11 protein-coding genes are annotated in these 14,396 nt (G+C 61.5%); 5 read left to right on the top strand and 6 right to left on the bottom strand.

Translation table 11 applies throughout. The annotated features are described in order from the left end of the window. Positions 1 to 4: 4 nt before the first annotated feature. From VFO29_07995 to radA, 6 genes are read right to left on the bottom strand one after another with little or no spacing between them, the layout of a single operon-like run. Entirely contained in the window at positions 5 to 1,375 is a 1,371-nt protein-coding gene (locus VFO29_07995; protein ID HET9393437.1) for a hypothetical protein, read from the bottom strand. Next, on the bottom strand, positions 1,356 to 2,768 hold the full coding sequence (locus VFO29_07990; protein HET9393436.1) for an NAD-dependent succinate-semialdehyde dehydrogenase: 1,413 nt from the start codon (positions 2,766 to 2,768) through the stop codon (positions 1,356 to 1,358). The genes VFO29_07995 and VFO29_07990 overlap by 20 nt, the downstream gene beginning before the upstream one ends. Further along, a complete protein-coding gene (locus VFO29_07985) occupies positions 2,758 to 5,448 on the bottom strand; it encodes a pitrilysin family protein (protein ID HET9393435.1) in 2,691 nt (896 codons plus the stop codon). Before VFO29_07985 ends, VFO29_07990 begins: the two co-directional genes overlap by 11 nt. Beyond that, positions 5,448 to 5,924, bottom strand: coding sequence for a DUF1003 domain-containing protein (locus VFO29_07980; protein HET9393434.1), 477 nt, complete (start codon positions 5,922 to 5,924; stop codon positions 5,448 to 5,450). The genes VFO29_07985 and VFO29_07980 overlap by 1 nt, the downstream gene beginning before the upstream one ends. Next, complete coding sequence (gene ftcD, locus VFO29_07975; GenBank protein ID HET9393433.1) at positions 5,921 to 6,781, bottom strand: glutamate formimidoyltransferase; 861 nt, start codon at positions 6,779 to 6,781, stop codon at positions 5,921 to 5,923. Before ftcD ends, VFO29_07980 begins: the two co-directional genes overlap by 4 nt. Beyond that, entirely contained in the window at positions 6,778 to 8,115 is a 1,338-nt protein-coding gene (gene radA / locus VFO29_07970; GenBank protein HET9393432.1) for a DNA repair protein RadA, read from the bottom strand. The genes ftcD and radA overlap by 4 nt, the downstream gene beginning before the upstream one ends. Positions 8,116 to 8,168: 53 nt before the next feature. Here radA and cmk point away from each other — a divergent pair, with 53 nt between their 5' ends. The 5 genes from cmk (at position 8,169) to VFO29_07945 (ending at position 14,384) form a co-directional block, all read left to right on the top strand. After that, entirely contained in the window at positions 8,169 to 8,840 is a 672-nt protein-coding gene (cmk, locus tag VFO29_07965) for a (d)CMP kinase (protein HET9393431.1), read from the top strand. Next, positions 8,837 to 9,433, top strand: a complete 597-nt coding sequence (locus tag VFO29_07960) for a lysophospholipid acyltransferase family protein (protein ID HET9393430.1) — start codon at positions 8,837 to 8,839, stop codon at positions 9,431 to 9,433. Before cmk ends, VFO29_07960 begins: the two co-directional genes overlap by 4 nt. After that, the gene (gene ispH, locus VFO29_07955) at positions 9,423 to 10,265 is read left to right on the top strand and encodes a 4-hydroxy-3-methylbut-2-enyl diphosphate reductase (protein HET9393429.1); all 843 of its coding nucleotides are present in this window, start codon (positions 9,423 to 9,425) and stop codon (positions 10,263 to 10,265) included. The genes VFO29_07960 and ispH overlap by 11 nt, the downstream gene beginning before the upstream one ends. 64 nt (positions 10,266 to 10,329) lie before the next feature. Further along, positions 10,330 to 11,226: a polyprenyl synthetase family protein gene (locus VFO29_07950; GenBank protein HET9393428.1), complete on the top strand. Its 897-nt coding sequence runs from the start codon at positions 10,330 to 10,332 to the stop codon at positions 11,224 to 11,226. Continuing rightward, positions 11,223 to 14,384, top strand: coding sequence for a phospholipid carrier-dependent glycosyltransferase (locus VFO29_07945; protein ID HET9393427.1), 3,162 nt, complete (start codon positions 11,223 to 11,225; stop codon positions 14,382 to 14,384). Before VFO29_07950 ends, VFO29_07945 begins: the two co-directional genes overlap by 4 nt. The last annotated feature ends 12 nt before the right edge of the window (positions 14,385 to 14,396 follow it).

Below are 14,396 nucleotides of genomic sequence, written 5' to 3'. Positions count from 1 at the left end.
GGACTTAGGGCAACTGTCCGGGCGGGTCGTAGCGGACGACGCGCCCGTTCTTGAAGTACACGGCGGACGAAAACGGGGCAGAGGCATCATAAAACCAGCGATCAAGCTTCAGTAGGTCCTGCCGCATTCCGTATTCATTTGGAAAGCCGAGAGCCCATATTATCATTTTCCGAGTCATTCCGGGCTTGACATGTCCGGCCAGTATCTCGTCTACTAGGCGGGCGCTCCACTCGGGGTGCGCCCTTGTCAGCGGCACGGCGCTGTAAGTCAAATCCATTTGCCACGGATCGGCGAACATACGCCACATAACGCAGCCGCCCGGCTTCACTGCATAGTGTTTGTCGCGCACAAACCGCTCGAGATCGTTTGTGGCATCTAGGAAAACAACGAGCGGCGCCGCGGTAGTGAACTGGAGCCCGATACCGTCGATGTATCCGACGCTTTGATCGCCTACTACGAGGCGGTCTGAGGGGGAAAGAGCTCGTACGATACGATTGATGTGCACGGGCGCACGCGTACGGAATTCCTCCGTGCTGAGCCCGCCGCAGTTATATTCCAAACTGCCGTACGACCAGACGTCACGTCCCTCGAAGCGGCCGCGGGCCGCTTGCAAACCGGGGTCGTTTCCGAGCGGATAAATGTGCGCACGCTGCAATTCGTCAGAAGATACCTCGAAAGCCGCGACCCGTGGAGTTGGTCCGATTTCAAACTCAAAATCGTAGGATATGTTCTGCCCGTCCCGGCGCAAGCCGGTGAGTTTTACAAGCGCGGGATCGGGCATCGGCGCCTGCGGGGATTGATTCAGATAATATTCGTCCCCGAGACGGCCCTTTGAGAGGAGCGTTATCGGCTCCGTTACCCAAAACGCCGCTCGCGGCCCCTGCGCATCGATGTGTACTGCGCGCCCTCGCTGATCGACCACGGCCATCGTGTCGAAAGATGCCGCCACCGAATACATTCCCGACGGCAAGCCAGCCGCATTGACGTGAAAATCGACGAGGGTGGCCCCAGGCGGAGAGGTTGGCCTTACGCCCTCAAATACGATGCGGTTGCCGCCCGGAAAATTTTCGCGCTGTTTGGCAGCCATGGGTACAAGTTTCAGATGGATGCGGCTAAGATTGATGGTAATGGGTGCGGCATCAAAATACTTTAGAATCTGAAGATAGAAGCCGTTTGGCGATCGGCGGTAGCCGAAATCTGCGCGCGCATTCGATGCGCGTCGCAATAGCTCGGTGTCCTGTTGTGCCGAGCCGAATGTCACCGGCTCCGGTGCAAGCGTCTTGTCAGAAGCCGCTTTGGTAAGCCAAATAACTGCAAGACCAATCGTCGCGATCGCGATGCAAGCGGCGAAGAGCCTATTCCGCTGGATTTTCACCCACGCCGCCGTCTTTGCGTTCGGGACCAATCCACACCGTTTGAATATTGACGAATTCGTGGATGCCGAACTCGGAGAGTTCGCGCCCGTAGCCGCTGCGTTTGACGCCGCCGAACGGTAAGCGCGGATCGCTGGCGACCATTCCGTTGATGAAGACCAGGCCCGATTCTATCTCGGCAGCCATACGCGTTGCGTGATCGATGTCGCGAGTCCAGATGTTCGCGCCCAACCCAAACGTGGAGTCGTTGGCCAATTCGACAGCATGTTCGTCGTCGCGCGCTCGCGTTACCGCGGCGGCTGGGCCAAACGTCTCTTGATCGAACATCGGCATGCCTGCCTCAACGTCCGCGACGATCGTCGGCTCGAAAAAGAAGCCGGGCCGATCGATCCGTTTGCCGCCCGTGACGATGCGTCCGCCTCCGACCACCGTATCTGTTACTTGCCGTTCGAGCGTATCGCGCAGATCTTCGCGTGCACAAGGTCCCAGCTGCGTCTGTGGATCCATGGGATCGCCGATGCGCTGCAGCGCTGCCGCATCAGCGAACGATCGAACGAATCGATCGTAGATGCGATCCTCGACGATGAACCGCTTGGCCGCGATGCAACTCTGTCCATTATTTTGAAAGCGGGCTTTCACCGCAAATTCGACCGCCAAGTCTACGTCTGCATCCTCCAGAACGATGAACGGATCGGATCCGCCCAGCTCAAGCACGCACTTCTTGAGCGCGTTTCCGGCTGCCGAAGCGACCGCGACGCCGGCGCGCTCGCTTCCCGTGAGCGTAACCCCGGCGATGCGTTCGTCGGCGATGCGCGCATCCGCGTCTTCGTTCGAAATGAGCAACGTGCGGAACAAGCCGTCGGGCGCCTCCGCCTCGGCGAACACGCGCTGCATTTCGAGCGCACACCGCGTGGTGCTGTCTGCATGTTTGAGCGCAATCGCGTTACCCGCCATTAACGCGGGAGCAGCCGCGCGAAAGACTTGCCAGTACGGAAAGTTCCAAGGCATGATCGCGAAGATCACTCCGAGCGGCCGAAACGCAACAACGCTTTGCGTCGCGTTGCTTTCTACGACGCGGTCGGCGAGCAACTCGCCCGCGTGCCCGGCAAAAAACTCGCAGCACCACGCGCACTTGTCAACTTCGGCGAGCGCTTGCGCGATCGGCTTGCCCATCTCGCGAACGGCCGTCTCTGCGAGCGTGTGGCGTTGTGAGCGCAAAACCCGCGCGACGGCGTTGAGCAGCCGGCCGCGCTGCGCGGTGGACTGGTGGCGCCATGTCCGATAAGCTGCGATGGCCGCATCCAAGTGAGCGTCGATCTCGGCGGGCGGCATGTAGGCAAATCGTTCCAACGTCTTTCCCGTCGAGGGATCGACCGTCAGAATCTCAGATGGCATGGTCTCCCCAAGGCCCCGCGGGCCCTGCGAATATCTGGATCAGTTGGTCCGGCCGCAAATATTTTTGGGCGACGCGCTGAATGTCGGCCGGCGTGATGTTTGCGTAGCGAGCTTGCAGCGTGGCGAAGTAATCGTCGGGGAGATCGTTTTGCGCCAAATCGAGTATTTCGTTCAGTTGGCCCCGCGCCGAAGCTTCTGAAAGAAGGGCCGAGGAAACCAGGCGCGTTTTCGCATCGTCGAGTTCGCTCACGGAAACCGGTTGCGAACGCAAGCGGTTCAGTTGTTCCCGAACGATCGCGATAGCGGAGGAGACGTTGCCGGGCAAAACGCTCATGTCTATCTCGAAGTCGCCGCGATCCTTGTCGCTCTTGATTTCGCTCGACACGTTATAGACGAGCCCGCGCTTCTGGCGCAACTCTTGCCATAGGCGCGATTCGAAGTAGCCGCCGCCCGCGATAATCTCGGTGAGCAGCGTAAAGGCGTGATAATCCGGGCTTGTGCGCGCTACGGCCGGCTGTCCGAGCTGGATGAAGACTTGATTGGCATCGGTGCCGATGTACGCGTGTCCGGCGTGCGCGGCCGGGAGCGGCGGCAACGCGACCGACGGTTTGGCTCCGGAGTTTGTCCACGAGCCGAAGGCCGCTTCCACCGCGCTGCGGGCACGCGCCGGCGTAACGTCGCCCACAATGGCGATCGTCGTAAGATCCGGACGCCAGTACCGCTGCGTGTACGAAAGAAGATCGCCGCGGGTAATTGCGGCCACCGTGAGCGGCGAGGCAAGACGCAGCGATGGATCGTCGGGCGCGAGCAGATTCTGCAAGTATGTCTGTGTGACCAAACGGCCGGAGATACTTCCTTCCATCTGCACGGTATTTGCAAGTTGGCTGCGCTCCAGCGAGAGCCAGCGTTCCGGAAAGGCCGGGTGCTCTTCGCCGTCGGCAAGCAAGCCGAGCAGCGTTTCGAAGTCCTGGGAGTAGCCTTGCGCGGTGAACGTTTCTCCAAGATCGATCGAGGCGCCAATGTCATCGGTAATCTTGCGCAGCTGAGTGAAGTCGTAATGCTCGCTGCCGAACGGCGCGACGATCGATGCGAGCCGAGCGATCCCTTCTTGGCCCGCGGGCGCGAAGGCCGGCGACGAATCGATTTCGCCGCGAATGTAAATCGTGGGGCGATCGTGTTTTTCCTGAACGATCACCGTCAACCCGTTTGCCAGCGTAAACCGCACGGGCGCGAGCTTGCTGCGAGCCGTACTGGGCTGACGCAGCTGTGCGCGAATCGCCTCGGGCTCGACGATCGGGCCGCTGGGCGTGCGCCCGCTGAAGTCATCGGAGTTGGCCGCATCACTTTTTTGCGACGATCGGGACGTAGGTTTCTCGTTGGGCGTCAGATGACCGATGACGGTCGGCTTTGCCAAATATTTCTTTGCAATGTTCAGCAAATCGGCCGGCGTGAGCGCGGCCAGCCGCATATCTTCGTCGCGATCGCGCTCGCCGACGATTCCGTAGGTGTAGCCTGCCAAATCACCGTAGCCGCCGATCGAATCGGCGCTGAAGGTACGTTCGGCGATCGTCGCGCGTTTGGCCGCGGTAACGAGGTCGGCACTGAATCCGTTTTTTAAGATGCCGTCCATCACGCTTTGGAACACTTGGACGGCCTCGGCGCCGCTGTGTCCGCCGTTCATGACGATGTAGACATGCATCAGTCCGCCGCGCAGTTGCGTGTCGGCGCTGGCGTTAAGCTCGAGCGCAATATTCGATTCCACCAGCGCCTGGTAGAAAGGCCCGCGTTCGTTGGGAATCAGCGACGCCAACGTGCTGACCGCCGGTTCGCCCGGCTCGGTGTCCCCCGGAACCGCATAGGCGAGATCGACAACTTCAAACGGAAACGGGAACTCGGCCTCGACGGATTGCCCTTGTGCGGCTTGCGGGTGAACCGCGGCGCGTACCGGCACCGCATGCGCCGGAATCGCGCCGAAATATTTGCGCGCCATCGCAAAAATCGTGTTGTGATTGACGTCGCCGGCGACGACGAGCGCGGCATTTCCCGGCGCGTACCACTCCTCGTAGTACCGGCGAATGTCGGCGGCGCTCGCCTTTGCCACATCGGCGCGAACGCCGGCCGGTGTGCGGCCGGCGGGCGAATCGGGGTAAGCGGCGGCCCGAACGCGGGAAAGCAAATTATAGAACGGCGAGCTGTCGTCTCCGTCGATTTCATTCAGCACCGCGCGACGTTCGATTGACCATTCATCGGGTGCGAGCGAGGCATGCTGCATGCGATCGGCTTCGATCTGTAAGGCTACGGCAACGCGGTCGGCCGGCATGTCGAAGACGAACTGCGTGTAATCGTAATCGGTCTGGCCGTTCATCTGCGCGCCCAGGCGCGCAACGACGTCGTCGAGGCCGCCGGACGACATCGCATTCGTTCCGCGAAACATCATGTGTTCGAGCGCGTGCGCGAGGCCCGTCTTCCCGGGCGTCTCGTCGAGCGAACCGAATCTGTACCAGACCGCCGTGTGCACGACCGGTGCGGCGTGATCCTCAACCACAATCACTTTGAGACCGTTGGCGAGTTTGGTTTGAAAGATGCCGCTGTCGCCGATACCGGCGCGCGTGCCCTGCGCGTGCGAAATAACGGGCGTGACCAGCGCAACGGCTAACGCGAAAGCGGCTGAAAACTTCATTAGGCTGTGGCCGGTGCGAGGAGCGTTTTGACGGTCGCCTGCAGGTCGCTGACGTCGCAGCCCGTGCGCTCCGCCAAGCGCAAAAGAATTTGGTCCTGAAATTGCTGGTGGTAGAGCAACCGTGAGATCGAATCGTGGTCTGCTTCGGCGCGAATCTCGTCGTGCTGACTTTGCTGCTTTTGTGCGACTGAGATGACGAAGATCAGGATCAATTGGATCACGTTCGAGACAGTCAGCAGAAAGACGAAGGGGAACGGATCCCAGCGCGTCGCTATCCCGACCGTCACCCAAACGACTTGGATGACGATCGCGAGCATTAAAGCCAGCGGCGCCCCGGTGGCGTCGGCAATTTTCTTGCACGTGCGTTCGATCGGCGAGAGCCGTTCGTGGTGCATTGCATTGACGTCGTCGACGAGCGGGTGATTCTCTACTTGGGCGCTGGTCAGCGGCGTGTGGTGAGGATGCGTGTCGTTCACAGGCGTTCTCCTCCGGAAGCTTCCAAATAATAGCGTGCGCTGTCTTCGACGGCGGCGTACGGAAGACACCCGATAAGTTCCGAGCGCAGCACCTCGACGCCCGCTTGTCTTGCCAGTGCGCGGATCGTTTCGACGATACGGTAGAGCGGCGTTGCGCGGTAGTTCGTGACGTTGAGCGAAATCTGCACGACCCCGTCGCGCAGGGGTAACCCCAGGACCTTAAGCGAGCGCAGGCCGCCGTCGCGCTCGCGCAAGTGACGCGCGATGCGCTTGGCGAGGGCGAGATCGCCGGTCGCCAACTCGACGTTGAATGCTATCAGCACCTCGCGCGCGCCGACCGCTATCGCGCCTGCGCTCTGGTGCTTGGCGATCTCGCCGAAGTCGGGCCGCCAGTCGGGAAGCTCGAAACGGGCGTCCAAACCCTCGAACTCTCCCTCACGCACCTTCGTCAGATTTCGCCGTAACGGCGTAGCTGCGGCTTCGCCATATAAGAAGGAAGGAACGCGCAGGCGTTCCCAGATCGCGGCGGCCGTTTCCCGCGCCAGCGCGACCGCGTCGTCCATCGTGGCTCCACGCAGGGGAATGAAGGGGAGGACGTCGAGCGCGCCGATTCGCGGATGCACGCCGCGATGCGTCCGCAGATCGATACGTTCGACCGTCACGGCGGCCAACGCCGGAGCCGCATCGCGAAGGCTTTCGTACGATCCGACCAGCGTCAGAACGCTGCGGTTGTGGACCGGATCGCTGGTCTGGTCGATCACGCGCGCGCCGGCGGCTTCGACGGCAGCTATGCAGGCGGCGACGGTTGCCGGATCCCGGCCTTCAGAGATATTCGGGACGCACTCGAGATACTTCACGCAAGCGCCGCTTCAATCGCCTGCGCCACATCGCGGCAGTTCTGCGGGGTGAACAGGGTGCGATAGCCGAGTTTGTTTGCCTCGGCTATACGGCGCGCGGATGCGGTGACGGAGCGAATCTCGCCCGACAGGCCGAGCTCGCCAAACGCAACCGCGTCGGCCGGCAGCGGACGATTGCGAAACGATGATGCGATCGCCAGCGCGATCCCCAAATCTGCGGCAGGTTCGTTCACGCGTAAACCGCCCGCGACCGATGCATAGACGTCGTGCGTGCCGAGCTGCAGGCCAACGCGCCGCTCGAGCACCGCGATGATCATCGCGAGGCGCGCCTGATCTACGTTGTTCGCCAAGCGGCGCGGGGTGCCGTAACTCGTCTCTCCGACGAGCGCCTGCACTTCGATGAGCACGGGGCGCGAGCCGACGATGCCGGCGACTACACACGACCCGCTCGGGCGCCCGTGCCGCCCCGAAAGAAAGAGTTCCGACGGATTGCCGACTTCATGCAATCCATCGGCTTGCATGGTGAAGACGCAGATCTCGTCGATGCTGCCGAAACGGTTCTTATACGCGCGGACGATCCGGTGGTCGCCGCTGAGGTCGCCTTCGAAGTAGAGCACCGTGTCGACCAAGTGCTCGAGCAGGCGCGGTCCGGCAATTGCGCCGTCTTTGGTGACGTGTCCGACGATGAAGATCGCGCAGTCCGTACGTTTGGCGAACTCCATCGCGGCCTGCGCGCAATCCCGAATCTGGGTAACGCTGCCCGCATACGATTCCGATTCCGGCAGCCACACGGTTTGGATCGAGTCAAGGATCAACGTGCGCGGCCCGAGGCTCTCGGCTTGATCCAAGACTTCGCGCAGATTCGTCTCCGGAAAAACCAAAATATCGGACTTGTCATCCTGAGGTATCGAAGGGCCCAAGCGTTCGGCGCGAAGCTTGACCTGGGCGGCCGACTCTTCGCCGCAAACGTAGATAACCGGTCCGCGCTCGCGTGCGAGATTGGCTGCAATCTGCAGCAGCAGCGTTGACTTGCCCGCGCCCGGCGGGCCGCCGATGAGCGTGACGCTTCCCGGAACGATTCCGCCCCCGAGCACTGCGTCGAATTCAGGCAAGCCCGTTGAGCCGCGCGCGGTGCCGCTGCGATCGACCTCGCTCAGCGGAACCGGGCCGCCGCGCGCGTTCGTCCGCGAATTCGCCCGCGCTTTGACTGCAGTCACACGCATTGGCCGCTCGTCGAACGAGTTCCAAGCATCGCATTGCGGGCAGCGCCCGAGCCAGCGTGGCGATTCGAAACCGCATCCCGAGCAGAAGTAGACCGAACGCGCCTTTGCCACGCTTGCGCAGTTAGCCGCGAGGCGCGCCGCAGCCTCGCGCAAAAGAGGGTGGCGTGCCGCCTGATTTGCAGATTGCCATAGACGGCCCCGCGGCTTCGGGAAAGACGACGGTTGCGCGTCTGCTCGCGTTGCGGCTGGGCGTTGTCTACGTCGATACGGGGTCCATGTATCGAGCGCTCGCTTTTGCCGCTCTGCAAACCCAGACCGATATCGACAACGAGAACGCGCTGGTCCGTCTCTTCGATCAGCAGATCCGCGTCAGCCTCGACCGGGAAGCGCAGCTCGGCTTTCGCGTTTTTTGGAAGGACAGCGAGCTTTCTGTGGACGCGCTCGATTCGCCGGTTGTCACGGCAGTCGTTTCGATCGTCGCGGCGCATCCGCGTGTGCGCGAGGCGATGGTGCGCGAGCAGCGGCGCATCGCGGCGCAAGGCTCGGTCGTCATGGCGGGCCGCGATATCGGCACCGTCGTGTTGCCGGACGCTCCGTGCAAGATATTTCTGACCGCGTCTGTCGCAGCGCGTGTCGCGCGGCGGCGCGCGCAGTTAGAAGCCTCGGGCGTGGACGTGAGCGTCCACGAACTCGCGCAAGAGATTGAAGAACGCGACCGCTTGGACCAAACGCGAAAGATCTCGCCGCTGCGCCAAGCACCTGACGCACACGTCGTCGACTCAAGCGACCTGACCGCCGAGCAAGTCGTCGACGCAATCTGCAAGATAATCGGATGATCGACTGGACCTACGACGCTGCGAAGGTCAGTCTGAACGTGATCTTCCGGCTGTGGCGCATGCGCGTGTTCGGCGCCGAAAACGTGCCGCCGTCGGGTCCGGTGATCGTCGCCTGCAATCACATCTCATATTTCGATCCGCCGCTGCTCGGCACGGCCTGCCCGCGCCGCATCCGGTATATGGCCAAGCGCGAGCTGTTTTCAATCCCGGTCCTCGGTCCAATGATCACGGCCTTCGGCGCGTATCCGGTGGATCGCACCGGAACGCCGATGTCGGCGGTTCGCCGCTCCGTCGAAGTGCTGCGCCGCGGGGAGGTCATCGGCATCTTTCCCGAAGGCACGCGAAACCTCGACGGGACCGTCGAGGCGCGCGAGGGCGTCGCGCTGCTGGCCTCGCTGGGTAAGGCGGCGGTGGTCCCGGCGGCGGTGGTGGGCACCGGACAGGCTGCCCGATTCAGGCGATTTGAGGTCATTTTCGGTCCGGCGCTGCGGCTGCCGGCCGACAGAAAAGCGACTCGGGAAGAGTTGGCGAACTTCACCGACCAGGTGATGCAGGCTATTCGGAAACTCCCGGAGACGATTCGTGGAGATTAAAAAGGCGAAGGTTCAGGGCTTTTGCTTCGGCGTGGCCATCACGCTGAAAAAGGCCGAAGAAGCGATCGACGCCCGCGAGCAGGTGACGACGCTCGGGCACGTCGTGCACAATCCGCAGATGGTGGAGTCGCTCGAACAGCGCGGCCTGATCAATGCGACGTCGGTCGACGAAGTCGACACCGGCGCGCTCTTCGTTCGCGCGCACGGACTGCCGGTCGAAGTGTACGAGAAGGCCAAAGAGAAGGGCCTGGAGATCATCGACGCCACCTGTCCGATGGTGACGAAGATCCACGTGCAGGCCGAGAAGCTGAAAGCCGATGGTTACAAGATCATCGTCGTCGGCGATCCGAAACATCCCGAAGTGAAAGGCACGCTCAGCCACGTTCCCGGCGCATGGTGCATCGAGACCATCGAGGACGTCGAGAAACTGCCGCGCGGGTCACGCGTCGGCGTTGTCGTGCAGTCCACATATTCGCGCGAACGGTTCACCGACATCGTGCGCGCGCTGATCGCGAAATACTATGAAGTGCGCGCGGTCAACACGATCTGCACCGACACGAACAACCGGCAAAGCGAAGCGCTCGAGCTTTCAAAGGAAGTCGAAGTGATGGTCGTCGTGGGCGGCAAGACTTCGGCGAATACCAAGCATTTGGCGGAGCTCTCCGAACTCAACGGCGCCAAAGCCTACCACATCGAGGGCCCGGACGAACTGCAGCCGCAGTGGTTCGACGGCGTTCGCGTGGCCGGACTTATGTCCGGCGCATCGACGCCCGGATGGCTCGTCGATCAGGTGGCGCAGCGAATGGAGGAGCTCGCCCGTCTACCAGCCTGATCTCTTTGAAGCACATCTCGAGGGACTGATCAGGGACTATCGGGGATCGCCGCAGATCTCCGATATGCTGTTCTACCATTTCGGTTACGGCGAATACGGGCCGGCCAAAGCCGGGAAGCGACTCCGGCCCCGGCTGTTGCTGCGCGTTGCCGAATCGGAAGGCGGTTCGGTAGAGAGCGCGCTGGACGCCGCCGCCGCGGTCGAGATCCTGCACAACTACTCGCTCGTGCACGACGATATCGAGGACAACGACGAATTGCGCCGCGGCCGCCGCACGGTATGGGCTGTGTACGGCATTCCGCAGGCGCTCAACGCCGGCGACGCGCTCTGCGCGATCAGCTTTCTCGCGCTCACCAACAGTGTGTCGCGGCACTCCGACGAGCGCGTCCTGCGCATGGTTCGTGCGCTGCACGAAGCGCACGCCACCATGTGCGACGGGCAGTCCATGGACCTCGCCTACGAAAGCGCTACGCAGGTGGACTTAGCCGCGTATAATCGCATGATCGGCGCGAAGACCGCGGCACTGTTCGGCGCGTCATCGCAGCTCGGGGCGCTGTGCGCGCCGTGCAATGACGAAGCGGTGGTGCGTTACCGTGAACTCGGCCGGGCGTTCGGGATGGCATTTCAAATTCGCGACGACGTGTTGGGCATTTGGGGAACGCTCGACGCAACCGGCAAGGTGTCCGGCAACGACATCGCGCGCCGCAAGTGGACCTTCCCGGTCGTGTGGGCGCTGGCGCAGCCTGAATCCGCAGCGCGCGATCGGATCGCGCAAGCATATGCGCGCGGTGAAACGCTCGACGCTGCTACGGTTTCCGCCGTTATCGATGCGCTCAACGAACTCGGTGCGCGTGAAGCCGCAAATCAAGCCTCGGCGGAGCACCTCTCCGTCGTCGAACGCCATCCGGCCGCAGCGGTGCGCGACTTCTTGCTGAGCTCGCTGGAGCTGGCTTCCTCATGAGCGTCGTACGACCGGCGGTCTCGGCACCGGTGCGGCTCGGCCTGTTGCTCTTGGCGGGCTTGGTCGTGCGCCTGTTCTTTTTGGGCGACCAAGGGTTCAAAAACGACATCGATTCGTTCGAAGCGTGGGCGATCACGCTGGCGTCACATCCATTGTCGCAGTTTTATACGACAACGAAGTTTGTTGACTATCCGACGGGTTATTTCTACATTCTGTGGTTTATCGGGCATCTGTTCGCCGTCATTTCGCCGCAACATAACTACGACGTGCTGCGCGTGCTGGTCAAGCTGCCTGCAATTCTCATGGATTTGGTGGACGGCGCGCTGCTCTACGCGCTCGTGCGGCGGTACGCAAACGAACGCTGGGCGCTGAGCGCGGCGGCGTTGTTCGTGCTGAACCCGGCCGTGATCTTCATCTCGGCGTCATGGGGACAGGTGGACTCGGTCGCGGGGGGTCTGGCATTAGGCGCGGCTTATTTACTTCTGCGCTCCGATGATTTCGCGGAAGGCTTCGCCTGGCAGATCACCGCCGGCTGGCTGCTGCTGGCGTATTCGCTGCTCATCAAACCGCAAGCGGCCGTGCTCGTTCCGTTGTTTGTCGTTTTTGCATTTGTGTCGCCCGAGCAGCGTGCGCGCCGCGCGCTTGCAACCGCCGCCGGCATCGTGTGCGCCGTCGCGCTTGCGTTTCTCTTGACCGTTCCATTTCACCCAACGGCAAACCCGATCAACGCGCTGGCATGGCTGTACGAACGCTATCAGGTCGGCAAAGACGTCTATGCGGATAATTCCGTCAACGCGTTTAACCTGTGGTCGATCGTTCATCCGTTCTGGCAGCCGGATTCACAACTGATTGCCATGTGGCCGCAATACTTGTGGGGCGTCGTCTTGACCGGGATAGCCGTCGTGCTGGTTCTAGTGCGCTATGCTCAGGCGCGTACATCGGAGGCCTTCATCGAGGCCGCCGCGCTTTCGACGCTCGCGTTCTTTATGCTCTCCACGCGTATGCACGAGCGCTACCTCTTTAACGGCCTGCTTTTTACGATTGCAGCGGCGCCGTTTGCAATACGCTACCTGTGGGCTTCCGTGATTTTCTCCGGAACGCTGCTCGTCAATCTGTTTTACTCACTGACGTATCTTACGGTCGTTACGCAAAGCACGGCGGGGGTCAACGCCGCCGACATGTGGCCGTTCGCTACGCACCCGCTTTCGGCGCTAAACGTGCTGACGTTTTTCTATCTCGGCTACGTCTTTTTGGGGCAATCTACGGAGCAGACCGATCGTCATCGTGAGGTGTCGAACGACCCTGAGGTACCCCTTCGACCCGGCTCAGGACAGGCTCCGGGCATGCCGGCTGTTCTGCGACCTCACGCATGGTTCAATCCGCGCGAGGGTCTGGCGACGATGCTGTGGCCGCTCGACTACATTTTGGCGGGCGCTTTCGGCGTCATTTCGTTCATTCTGTCGTACGTCAATTACTGGCTCCCGGCAGAGAAGATCTTCGACGAAATATACTTTGCACGCGCGGCTGAAGAGTATCTTTCGCATAAATACATTTACGAAAACACGCACCCGCCGCTGACAAAGCTCATCATAACGCTGTCGACCATGCTGTTCGGCGGCGACAACCCCCACGGCTGGCGCTTTTTGGACGTGGTGTTCGGCGCGCTGGCCATCGTCGTGATCTACGCCTTTGCAAAACGCCTCACGCGCTCGACGCTCTTCGCGTCGTTTGCGGCCGTGCTCTTTATCGCCGACGGCATGCATTTCGTGCAGTCACGTATCGCGACGCCCGAAGGGATCGTCGTCGTCTTTGCGCTCGGCTCGCTCTACGCGTTCTACCGGTATTGGATCGCGTCTCAGTCAACGGTGCGCGCGTACGAGCCGCGAACGTTCCGGCGAGCCGGTATCTCCATCGCCGCAGCTCTCATTGCCGGCTACATTTTGGGCGCTCTCGTTACGGTGCCGTTCCACCAATCGACGGCGGCGTTTGTTGTAGCCGGGCTCTACTTTGCATTCGGTCTGTACTTGCTTTTGAGACTTGCGATCGTGCCGCGCATGTTTGGCCGCGACGGCGAGTTCGCGTCGTATGCGGAAGGTTCGCGACTATTGCGCCAGGGCGGCGTCGCGACGTTAGAAATTCCGGACGGGCGCATCGTCCGCGGCAAAGGTTTGCAGATCGACGACGATGGAGTGGAAGTCGCCTACGCACGCGACGGCGGCGCGCGATACATCACACCGGAAGGTGAAGCTACGTATACGCCGGGTTTGGTGCGGGACGATCGGGGCGAACAGCAAGAGGGGCGGCACGCGACGGCTTGGCTGATCGCATTCACGATTCTGCTCGGAGCGCTGGTTGCGAGTAAGTGGTACGGCGTCATGACTTTCGGCGTTTCTTTCGTCGTGGTCGCCGGCGTTTGGCTGGAGCGCTATTGGCGTAACGGCAAGCTCAAGCTGTGGGGCAATCCGTTCGGTTTTCGTCTCGACATTTCGATTGCGGCGATCGTCTTCTTGAGCATGACGGTCTACCTGCTCGTGTGGGTGCCGGACTTCATTCGCCAGATCGAACTCAAGAGTTTGACCGATCTGATCTACCGGCAGTACTCGATGTTCATGTATCACGACACGCTCAAGGCGACGCATCCCTACGCATCGGCGTTTTGGACGTGGCCGATCGACCTGCGTCCCATCGCCTATTACTGGAAAGACACGCGTATTGGGGCCGCCGCAGCGCAGTCTACGGCATGCTGCGTCTCGGAGATCATGTCGCTGCCCAACCCGCTCATTCTCTGGTTCGGACTAGTGTGCGTACCGATTGTTGCGTTCTTGGCCTGGCGCGAGCGGAACAAAGGTTACGCGCTGCTCGTGATCGCCTACCTGTTGCAGTGGCTCCCGTGGGCGCGCTCGCCGCGGATCACCTTCATCTATCATTTTTACGTCGATATCCCCATCATTATTCTGTGCAACGTGATCGTGCTGCAGCGCATTTGGCACTGGGGGGATTTCAACCACGATGCAAAGCTGTTCAGCCGGATAGCCGTCGGCACGTATGTGGCGGCCGTCGTGCTGGCCTTCGTGTGGTTCTATCCGGTGCTCGCAGCCTCGCCCGTGCCGTGGGACCAGTGGAACCAGCGTATGTGGATAGGCCGCTGGATTATATAAGGAGAATCCCCG

Source organism: Candidatus Rubrimentiphilum sp. (assembly GCA_035710515.1).
Classification (GTDB): Bacteria; Vulcanimicrobiota; Vulcanimicrobiia; order Vulcanimicrobiales; family Vulcanimicrobiaceae; genus Rubrimentiphilum.
The sequence above is the reverse complement of the archived record's forward strand: the minus strand, read 5'-3'. Positions and strand labels throughout refer to the sequence as shown.

Coding starts and splice junctions, on each gene's coding strand:
- VFO29_07990 (HET9393436.1), bottom strand. CDS start 2,768: ATGCCATCTGAGATTCTGACGGTCGATCCCTCGACGGGAAAGACGTTG.
- VFO29_07985 (HET9393435.1), bottom strand. CDS start 5,448: ATGAAGTTTTCAGCCGCTTTCGCGTTAGCCGTTGCGCTGGTCACGCCC.
- VFO29_07960 (HET9393430.1), top strand. CDS start 8,837: ATGATCGACTGGACCTACGACGCTGCGAAGGTCAGTCTGAACGTGATC.
- VFO29_07950 (HET9393428.1), top strand. CDS start 10,330: ATGCTGTTCTACCATTTCGGTTACGGCGAATACGGGCCGGCCAAAGCC.
- VFO29_07945 (HET9393427.1), top strand. CDS start 11,223: ATGAGCGTCGTACGACCGGCGGTCTCGGCACCGGTGCGGCTCGGCCTG.